Below are 10,101 nucleotides of genomic sequence, written 5' to 3' on the forward strand. Positions count from 1 at the left end.
TGGGCGCCACTCAATGGACGGCGCTTCAATCCCATTCCCAACAGGAGAAACATGCGTAAGTACCTTATCGCGGCGGCAACCGCCGCAGCCTTGCTCACCACCGCGACCGGATGTGCCGGCGGAAGTTCGTCAGCCAGCTCCCAGCCAACAACCCTGTCGCTGTCCCAGATCGCGGCGCCGGACAGCTTCGCACCCGGCAACTTCGGCACCGGGCCCAACTCCCAGTATCTGCAACCCGTCTATGACTCGCTGCTGCGCAACGACGAAAACGGAGAACCGACCCCGAACGTGGCTACCGACTGGAGCTACGACGCCACCCAGACCACGCTAAGCATGACCCTCCGCGACGGTATTACTTTCACCGACGGCACGAAGCTCGACGCAGCGGCCGTCAAGACCGGCCTGGAGGCCGCCAAGAAGGGCACCGGTGAGGCCGGAGGGCAGCTGAGGGACCTCAAGAGCGTTGATGTGGTTGATCCGACCCATGTGAAGCTCGTCCTTACCGCTCCTGATCCTTCCCTTCTCCCTAACCTGGGCGGAAACGCCGGTATGCTGGCCAGCCCGGCCGCTGTCGGCAAGGAATCCCTGAAGACCGAACCTGTCGGCTCCGGCCCCTACGTGCTGGACAAAGCCCAGACCCAGGCCGGCAACAAGTACGTCTACACCCGCAACACCTCGTACTGGGGCGACAAGAAGTCGTACCCTTACGACACCATCAACATCACAGTCTTCAATGACAACAACGCTATGGAGAATGCTTTGCGGTCGGGGCAGATCGATTCTGCTGTCGTTCCATCCAAGGATGTTGCAAGCCTCAAGTCCGCTGGACTCAATGTTGTCTCCCTCCCGGCCTACACGACTTCCGGTTTGTTCCTTTTCGATCGTGAAGGAAAGCTGGCGCCGGCCTTGGCTGACGTCCGCGTCCGGCAGGCCATCAATTACGCCTTCGACCGCGACGCAATCGTGAAGCAGGCCTATGGGGGTGCCGGGACTAGCACAGCGCAGCTCTTCAGCACGGACAGTTCCGCATACGACGAAGCCCTCAACGGTAAGTACACATACGACGTCGCGAAGGCCAAGCAGCTGCTCGCTGAAGCGGGATACCCCAACGGCTTCGAGCTGAAGATGCCGGATGTTTCCCCCATCTACCCGGCGCAGCAGGCCGCGACGACTGAAGCCCTCAAAGCCATCGGAATCACGCCCGTCTACGAACCCGTGAACGGACAGACCTTCATCTCAGACCTGCTGGGCGGAAAGTACCCGGCAGCAATCTTCGGCCTCGACAGCCACCGCTCCTGGGACATCGCCCAGCTGGCTCTCGCGCCCGAGGCACTGTGGAACACCCTGCATGTCTCAGATCCGAAGGTGGTTTCGCTGATCGGCCAGGCCCAGAAGGAAACCGGAGACCAGCAGGTGCAGACGTTCAAGAAGCTGAACGAGTACGTGGTGGATCAGGCATGGTTCGCCCCTTGGATCCAGCCCAACAACGACTTTGCCATCAGCAAGAAGGTAACCGTCAAGCCACAGAAGTTCTCCACTGCCCTGCCGATCTGGAACTTCGCTCCGGCGAGCTGAGTAACGGGTGCCGGGCCTTCACATTGGGCCCGGCACTACCCTCGGACCACCATGATGACATCGGAGTCAACAAAATGCTGTTATTCATCCTGCGCAGGCTGGCCGCCGGCGTTGCCCTGCTGTTCGTGATCGCTACGGCCACGTTCTTCCTGCTGAACCTCACCGGGCAGGACCCCGTGCGGCAGATTCTCGGTCAGGCTGCCAGCGCAGCCCAGGCCGAGGCCAAACGCCACGAGCTGGGGTTGGATCGGCCGGTCATTGTCCGCTATGGCGAATGGATCTCAAGCGCCGCCACGGGAGACCTGGGCAGCTCATGGTTCAACAACCAGCCGGTCACCGCACTGCTCGCCCAAGCCCTGCCAATGACCTTGTCACTGGTTCTTGGTGCCATACTTCTCACAAGCATTTTCGGGGCGCTCCTGGGTGTACTCGCTGCCGTTCGTGGCGGGGTCATCGACCGCCTCCTGCAGGTTGTGTCGACCCTGGTTCAAGCCATTCCAAGCTTCCTGCTGTCCCTTGTGCTCGTACTGGTCCTTGCCGTGCAGCTCGGGGTTCTGCCCGCCACAGGCTATATCCCGTTCGCGAATTCACCTACTGAGTGGTTGTCGTCGATTGTGCTTCCGGTCGTTGCTCTTGCCATGGGGGCAATCGCGTCGGTGGCCATGCAGATCCGCGGGTCCATGACGGACGTTCTTCAGTACGACTATGTCCGCACGCTGCGCGCCCGCGGTTTGCCGGCCCGAAGCGTCCTGTACCGTCACGCTCTGCGTAATGCCTCCCCACCGGCGGTGACCACTTTGTCACTCATGTTTATTGTCATGATCTCGGGAGCCGTCGTTGTGGAAAAAGTCTTCAATATCCCGGGAGTCGGCACCCAGGCCAGCCTGGCTGCGGGACAGGGCGACCTGCCGGTTGTCCTCGGCGTTGTCCTTCTGACCGTGACCATGGTCGTCATCGTCAACCTCGTGCTGGACCTTGTGCAAGGCTGGCTCAACCCAAAGGTGCGTGTTGCATGAGCGAGAACATCATGGCCAGCGGCCCCCAACCGGTATTGACCGAGGAAGCCAACGTCGCCAGGCACGGCCTGTTCCGCCGGCTGCTGCGCGACCCGGTGGCAGTGATCTGCATTGCTGTTCTGGGAGTGCTCACACTTGCCGCGGTGTTCGCCCCGCTGCTGTCCCCTGGGGATCCTATGACCAGCAAGCTCGCGGATACCTTGGCACCGCCATTCACGGCGGCCCACCCGCTCGGCGCCGACGGCGTTGGACGGGACGTCCTCGCGCAGCTCCTCCACGGCGCCCGTACCAGTCTGATCAGCGCCGTTATTGTCATGGCGGTATGCACCGGCATCGGCGTCCCCTTGGGCATTTTGGCCGGCTACTTCCGCGGATGGTTTGATGCCACCAGCAGCTGGGTGAGCAACGCCCTCATGTCCCTGCCGGCCATAGTGATCCTGCTCGTGGTCCTTGCCCGCGTCGGGCGAAGCACTCCTTTGGCTTTGGCAGTGTTTGGTGTCCTGATCGCCCCTGCGGCATTCCAACTGGTCCGCGGCTCGGTGCGGGCGGTTCGCGAGGAGCTCTACATCGATGCCGCCCGCGTCTCCGGCCTGGGGAATACACGAATCATGGGCAGGCACGTGCTGCCGGTCGTTATTGCTCCCAGCATCATCCAAGCATCGCAAGTTGCCGCCGCCGGTATCGGCATCGAGGCCGGGATCGCATTCCTGGGCCTTGGCACTTCAGACCGCGCCAGCTGGGGCCTCATGCTCAGCGATGCTTCGCAAAACATTTTCAACGCTCCCTGGCTGCTCGTCTGGCCTACAGTGACCATCGTCCTGACCATCATGGTCTTCGCGCTCCTAGGCAATTCCTTGCGGGATGCCCTGGGTGGCCGCATCAGCATCCCTCCCCGGCAGCGCCGCATGCGGACCGAACGGGCACGCAGCACGGCGGCAGTTGCCCACACTGAGCCTGACGCCCGGCAGATTCCAGGCGCCCTGCTGGTCGTGGAAGGACTGCGCGTCGCCTATGACAAACAGGACGGGGGGGAGGCCGTCGTCGTGAATGACGTCTCCTTGGCCGTACGGAAGGGTGAGGTGCTTGGGCTGGTGGGGGAGTCGGGGTCAGGTAAATCCCAAACTGCCTTCGCCATACTGGGACTGCTGTCGCCCGGTGCCACGACAACTGCCAGCAGCCTCGCGTTTGACGGCCATCAGCTCGATGCTCTCTCCGACGATGAGCGTAACCGGCTGCGTGGCAGCCGGATCGGCTACATTCCGCAGGAACCGATGAGCAACCTGGACCCGTCCTACAGGATCGGTTTCCAGCTCACCGAACCCATGCGGTATCACCTGCGCATTTCTGCCAGAGAGGCCAAACAAGAGGCCCTTAGACTTCTGGCCCGCGTCGGCATCACCGACCCGGATCGGGTGTTCAACGCCTACCCGCACGAGATCTCCGGAGGCATGGCCCAGCGCGTCTTGATCGCAGGAGCTGTCTCCTGCGACCCCGACCTGCTCATCGCCGACGAGCCCACCACAGCCCTGGACGTCACCGTGCAGGCGGAAGTGCTGGATCTGATCCGTGATCTGCAGGCGGAGCGAGGCATGGCTGTGGTGTTGGTTACCCATAACTTTGGCGTCGTCGCCGACCTCTGTGACACCGTCGCCGTCATGCGCTCGGGCAGGATCGTCGAAGCCGCCTCCGCTGAGGAACTTTTCGCCAGCCCGAAGCACGAATACACGCGGATGTTGCTCGATTCGACGCTGGAAAACGCTCCCGCCCGCCGTCCGTTGACGCCAACTCGAGTTCATCCCGCCGATGTTGACATGGATCAGGAGATCGCATCATGACCGGCACACCAGTTCCCGGCGCCCCCAATCTCTTGGAAGTCGATGACCTTGTGGTCGAATTCGGCCGCAAAGGTTGGAACCGCAAACCGTTTCGGGCCCTGCATGGCATCTCCCTGACTATTGCCCAGGGCGAGACTCTTGGGCTGGTGGGCGAATCCGGTTCCGGCAAGAGCACACTGGGCAGGGCTGTCCTAGGTCTGGCCCCGGTCAGCGGTGGCGACATCCGATTTAATGGAAAATCGATCTCGCACGCCAAGGGAGCCGAACGCCGCACCCTCAGCCGGGACATCCAAGTTGTTTTCCAGGACCCCTACACCTCACTGAACCCGGCGTTGACTGTCAACGACATCCTTACCGAGCCCTTGCTGGTGACCGGGGTCTCACGTCACGACGCCGAACGCAGGGTCCGGGAGCTGCTCGACTACGTTCATCTGCCGGCAGACGCCGTCCAGCGCCTGCCCCGCGAGTTCTCCGGCGGGCAACGCCAGCGGGTAGCGATCGCCCGCGCCCTTTGCCGGGACCCGAAACTCGTCGTATGTGACGAACCTGTCAGTGCACTCGATCTCTCAACTCAAGCCAGGGTGCTGGACCTCTTTGTAGAAATTCAAGAGCGGACCGGCGTCGCGTATCTGTTCGTCACCCACGACCTGGGGGTGGTCCGGCACATTGGTCACCGTGTGGCCGTCATGAAGAACGGCGAAATTGTCGAAACGGGTGACGCTGAGACCATCACCTCAAGCCCCGGGCACCCCTACACCCAGCGACTGCTGCTCGCGGCACCGGTCCCGGATCCGAAGCGCCAGGCGCAGAGGCGGGGCGAGCGCCAGCAATTGCTGCTGGCCCAGGCCGGCGCCGCAAGCCGCGCCTAGTCACCCACTCGCACATGACAAAGACCCAAGGAATTACTCATGCCGTCCCGAAACACCTTCGCCGATTCGACAGCGCAGGAACCCCGATGACGGCTCTGGATGCCCTGTGGCGAAGCTTTTGTTCGCCGCCGGACGAGGCACGTCCGCGTGCCTGGTGGCACTGGATGGACGGCAACGTCGACCCCGAGGGCATTCGTCTGGACCTTGACTGGCTGCACCGCGTCGGTGTCCGTGGAGTGCAAATGTTCGACGGCGGCATGGGCACTCCACTCGTCGTCCCGGCAAAAGTGCACCACGGGTCGCGGGAATGGGGAGAGGCGGTGAAACTCGCTGCCGGACGAGCCAGCGAGCTGCGGATGGAGTTCGCCGTGGCCACCTCGGCCGGCTGGAGCGCCGCCGGCGGCCCATGGGTCGCGTCCGCCGACGCTATGAAGAAAGTCGTCTGGTCCGAAACCAGGGTGGAGGGAGGGCGTTCGATCAACCAGCGGCTCACGCCCCTGCCCGATGTCCCCGGCCCCTACCAGGACTGTCCGCGTTGGGGTGCTGATCCTGACTCTCCGGGCCGTTTCGCCCAAGACTGGGCCGTTGTGGCGCTTCCGGCCGCCGCGATTCCCTCCGCGTACTTCCCTGCCGCTGTGGAAGCGTCCCACCCCGTTGGAGATTGGGGATGCATCGTCGACGGTGGCTTCTCGGGATCGGTATCCCTACCGAGGGACCCGGGCCAACGGTCTTCGGCGTGGATCGAGCAGGTGTTCGACGAGCCGGTAACGGTAGCCGCTGTTACGGTCGGCCTTCCGGGGCCCAAGGGGTTCGGTTCGCCGCCCGCGGCCGCCGCAGTCCTTCTGGCAAGCGACGATGGTGTCACATACCGTACGGTTGCCACAGTGGATGTTCCGGAGAACCCGGCGGCTGCCGCGCTTGCAGTGCGGACCGTATCCTTTCCCCCGGTGTCGGCACGCCGGTTCCGGCTCGAGCTTACGGGCGAGAGCCTTGAAGCAGCCATGCCCCGCCTCGCTGAGGGCGTGCGCATTCCACCGATCATGCGCCCCGTGAGCGAGTTTCTCGTCTCCGAGTTCGCACTCTTCGCCGGCGGCCGCGTACATCAGGGCGAACTCAAAGCCGGCTTCGCAGCGGCACCGGACTACTACGCCCTGGACACCGATGAGGCTGCCACCGGGAAAACGGACATTGATGTGTCCTGCGTCGTCGATGTCACGGCGTTTGTAGATGACCAGGGCGTCCTTGACTGGGAAGCGCCTGCAGGGAACTGGTGCATCCTGAGGTTCGGGGCGTCTTTGACCGGCCAGACCAACGGTCCCGCCCAGCCTGACGCCACCGGGCTCGAAGTCGACAAAATGGACGCGGCCAAAGTCCGCCGTTACCTGGACACATACCTCGGCCTGTTTGACGCCGCTCTGGGGGAGGAGCGGCTGGATGCCCTGCTCAGCGACAGCATAGAGTCCGGACCACAGAATTTCACCGATCGCCTTCGGGAACGCTTCCTTGATCTCAGGGGTTATGACCTGCTGCCCTTACTGCCAGCTCTGGCTGGTTACGTAGTGGGAGATTCATCGCGCAGCGACCGGTTCCTGTGGGACTACCGGCGCACTCTGGCGGACCTGATTTCAAGTGAGTACTACGGGACGCTCAGCCAAGAGGCCCACAAGCGAGGAATGATCTACTACGCCGAGGCACTTGAAGACCACCGTCCCCAACTCGGCGGCGATCTCTCCATGCGAAGCCACGCCGACGTCCCCATGGGGGCGATGTGGGTCTTTGACGCCGGGACTGACGAGCCAAAACCAACGTTTATAGCCGACCTGAAGGGTGCCTCATCTGTTGCCCACATCTACGGCAAATCGTTCACCGGCGCGGAATCCATGACGGCTTTGCACCGCCCGTGGAGTTACACGCCGCGCAGGCTCAAGCACGTAGCCGATCTGGAACTCGCCCTTGGGGTTACGAGGTTCTGTATCCATACCTCCCCGCATCAGCCCACTCAGGTTCCGCCACCCGGCATAGGCCTCGCGTCCGTCATAGGCCAGACCTTCATTCGCACTGAACCCTGGGCTGAACTCGCCCGACCGTGGATCGACTATCTTGCCCGCTGCTCATGGCTGCTGAACCAAGGAACGCCGGCGGTTGATGTGGCAGTGTTCATCGGTGAAGAGGCACCGCTCACGGCGCTCTTTGGGGAAGAACCTGACCATTCCGTGCCGTCCGATTTCGACTTCGATTACGTGGATCTTGAGGCGCTTGAGTGCCAGTTCACAGCCCGTGATAATGCTCTTGTTGCTGGCAGCACCACGTACAAGGTGCTTTACCTGGGCGGCTCAAGTCATCGCATGACCGCCAGGGCGCTGCGCCGTCTGGTTGCTTTGGCAGAATCCGGCGTTCCCATCGTGGGGCGACGCCCGGAAAGTTCCCCGTCATTGGCCGATGACCCGGGCGAGTTCCAAAACCTGCGCGAGCAGCTATGGCGTTCACCGAGCGTTGTGGACACCGAGGATCTTTCCTGGGCCATGACGCACCTGGGGTTCCACTCCGGCTTCGTAGTGGAGGAGGAGGATGTACTGCGCGTTGGTCGCAGAATTGCGTCGCAGGAAATCTACTTTGTGGCCAACCCCCGGCCTGAGCCGCGAACGGTCACCATCCGGTCAACGGCCAAGGAGCCGATGGTCCTGTGGAACCCGGTCACGCTCCGCCGGGAAGCGTTGCAGCGAACCGACGACGGCGGCACAGCCGGTGGTGGGGGCCGCTACAGGCTCGAACTGCCGGCCCTGGGCTCGGTGTTCCTCGTTCCGGGTGGACAGGCGGATGAACTGCTGTGCGAAGCAGCGGACGCCATCCGCCTTGACGGTCGGTGGCACCTTTCACTCCCCGGTACGCTCGAGACCGAACTGCCGGATGGGGTCTGCCCGTGGACCGATCTAGGGCCTGAGAGCCAGGCTTTTGCGGGCGTGGGCACGTACTCGACGACCTTCGAGGCCACTCCCGAAACCATCGAGGGGCGTGCGCTTTGTCTGCACGTCGAAGACGTTGGCGACATAGCCCGTGTACGGATCAACGGAACCGACTGCGGGATCATCTGGACCCACCCATGGCGGCTCGACGTCACCGCCGCGGTCCAGCCCGGCCTCAATACAGTCGAGATCGAGGTCGCCAACGCGTGGATGAATCGGCTGATCGCCGAGGCAAAACAACCCAGCGGCGAAATCTTCGCTCCCGTGGCCGAGGTGTACGAAGCTGACGCACCCATGGCCGTCTCCGGTCTGACGGGCCCGGTGGTCCTTCTCGCCTTTGAATCGACCGGCAGCAACGGATATCAAGGCTCCGCTCGATGAACCGGCCGCTACACCTGTCCCGCACCTCAGCTGCCACGGCAGCCGCATCTAAGGACCCCTAATGACCGACTTACTCCAGCAGCAGGATTCTCAGCGCCCCCTGGGCGTGGCGGTGATCGGCTATGCGTTCATGGGCAAGGCGCACTCGAACGCCTGGCGGAACGTTGCCAGCTACTTCGACGTCCCCGCCTTCGAACGGCGCGTCCTCGTCGGACGCGACCCGGCCGGAGTCGCCGAAGCAGCCGCCAAGTACGGCTGGGCCGAGTCCGCCACGGACTGGCGCGAGGTGATAACCCGGGACGACATTCACATCGTCGATATCTGCGCCCCGGGCTGGATGCACGCCGAAATCGCCATCGCCGCTTTGGAGGCCGGTAAGCACGTCCTGGTCGAAAAACCCATGGCCAACACGCTGGCAGAGGCAGAGGCCATGACCGCGGCAGCGCAGGCCGCCCGGGAGCGAGGGGTGCAGTCCATGATCGGGTTTAACTACCGACGCGTGCCCGCCCTGGCCCTGGCCCGGGAACTGATCACGGAGGGCCGGCTCGGCACCATCCGACATGTGCGTGCCGCGTACCTGCAGGACTGGCTCGCCGACGCAACCGCACCCATGAGCTGGCGCTTGCGTAAGGAGACCGCCGGATCCGGGGCTCTCGGCGATATCGCCTCCCACGCCATCGACCAGATCCAATTCCTCACCGGGCAAACGATTCTCGAGGCCTCCGGCGTGCTCAAGACCTTCGTCACACAGCGCCCCGGCCCGAATGGGCCCGAAGACGTCACGGTCGATGACGCCGCCTGGGCGACGTTCTGGCTCACCGGAGACATGAGAGCCTCGGTCGAGGCATCCCGTGTGGCCACCGGGCAGAAGAACAGCCTCCGAATCGAGGTCTACGGCACCAACGGCGCCCTGACCTTCGACCTCGAAAACCTCAACGAACTCAACTTCCATGACGCCACGGTGCCGGTCCGGGAACAGGGCTTCCGGCGGATCCTCGTCAACGAACCCGAGCACCCGTACATTGACGCGTGGTGGCCGCAAGGCCACGTCATCGGCTGGGAACACACGTTCATCCACCAGATCCGCGACTTCCTCACCGCCCTCACTGCGGGCGAGGCGCCCTCTCCGTCGTTTGAAGAAGGCCTCCAGGTACAGCACATCCTCACCGCCATCGAAAAATCAGCCAAAGGCAAGAGCACGCTTACCCAGGTTGAGCACAGGTCGTTGGCCACAGTTGAAGGAGCCTGACATGTCCCGCCCGTACACCCTGTTCACCGGCCAGTGGGCCGACCTGCCCTTCGAGGAAGTCGCGCGCCTGGCCTCCGGCTGGGGCTACGACGGCCTGGAAATCGCCGTCTCCGGCGACCACCTGGACGCCTGGCGCTGGGACGAACCCGGCTACGTCGAGTCCAAGCTGGCCGTGCTGGAGAAGTACAACCTCAAGGTCTGGGCCATCTCCAA

At 63.4% G+C, this 10,101-nt stretch carries 6 protein-coding genes and 1 pseudogene; all 7 read left to right on the forward strand.

Features of this window, described 5'->3' with window-relative positions:
* Window positions 1-51: 51 nt before the first annotated feature.
* Entirely contained in the window at window positions 52-1,575 is a 1,524-nt protein-coding gene (locus AC1DGD_RS07380; RefSeq protein WP_476850983.1) for an ABC transporter substrate-binding protein, read from the forward strand.
* A 74-nt stretch (window positions 1,576-1,649) separates the two neighbouring features.
* Window positions 1,650-2,591 carry an ABC transporter permease gene (locus AC1DGD_RS07385; protein WP_476850984.1) on the forward strand — a complete coding sequence of 314 codons (942 nt, stop codon included), beginning with the start codon at window positions 1,650-1,652 and terminating at the stop codon, window positions 2,589-2,591.
* Window positions 2,588-4,426, forward strand: coding sequence for a dipeptide/oligopeptide/nickel ABC transporter permease/ATP-binding protein (locus tag AC1DGD_RS07390; protein WP_476850985.1), 1,839 nt, complete (start codon window positions 2,588-2,590; stop codon window positions 4,424-4,426). Before AC1DGD_RS07385 ends, AC1DGD_RS07390 begins: the two co-directional genes overlap by 4 nt.
* Window positions 4,423-5,295, forward strand: a complete 873-nt coding sequence (locus AC1DGD_RS07395; protein WP_476850986.1) for an ATP-binding cassette domain-containing protein — start codon at window positions 4,423-4,425, stop codon at window positions 5,293-5,295. Before AC1DGD_RS07390 ends, AC1DGD_RS07395 begins: the two co-directional genes overlap by 4 nt.
* An 86-nt stretch (window positions 5,296-5,381) precedes the next feature.
* Window positions 5,382-8,639, forward strand: coding sequence for a glycosyl hydrolase (locus AC1DGD_RS07400; protein WP_476850987.1), 3,258 nt, complete (start codon window positions 5,382-5,384; stop codon window positions 8,637-8,639).
* Window positions 8,640-8,700: 61 nt separating this feature from the next.
* Window positions 8,701-9,888 carry a Gfo/Idh/MocA family protein gene (locus AC1DGD_RS07405; protein ID WP_476856390.1) on the forward strand — a complete coding sequence of 396 codons (1,188 nt, stop codon included), beginning with the start codon at window positions 8,701-8,703 and terminating at the stop codon, window positions 9,886-9,888.
* Between the two features lies 1 nt (window position 9,889).
* Window positions 9,890-10,101 (forward strand): annotated as a pseudogene (locus AC1DGD_RS07410) (sugar phosphate isomerase/epimerase); the annotation flags it as partial.

It is taken from the genome of Arthrobacter sp. 05T45 (genome assembly GCF_056395875.1).

Excerpts from the sequence above, each read along its gene's own strand:
- AC1DGD_RS07380 (WP_476850983.1), top strand. The coding sequence starts at position 52 with ATGCGTAAGTACCTTATCGCGGCGGCAACCGCCGCAGCCTTGCTCACC.
- AC1DGD_RS07385 (WP_476850984.1), top strand. The coding sequence starts at position 1,650 with ATGCTGTTATTCATCCTGCGCAGGCTGGCCGCCGGCGTTGCCCTGCTG.
- AC1DGD_RS07390 (WP_476850985.1), top strand. The coding sequence starts at position 2,588 with ATGAGCGAGAACATCATGGCCAGCGGCCCCCAACCGGTATTGACCGAG.
- AC1DGD_RS07395 (WP_476850986.1), top strand. The coding sequence starts at position 4,423 with ATGACCGGCACACCAGTTCCCGGCGCCCCCAATCTCTTGGAAGTCGAT.
- AC1DGD_RS07400 (WP_476850987.1), top strand. The coding sequence starts at position 5,382 with ATGACGGCTCTGGATGCCCTGTGGCGAAGCTTTTGTTCGCCGCCGGAC.
- AC1DGD_RS07405 (WP_476856390.1), top strand. The coding sequence starts at position 8,701 with ATGACCGACTTACTCCAGCAGCAGGATTCTCAGCGCCCCCTGGGCGTG.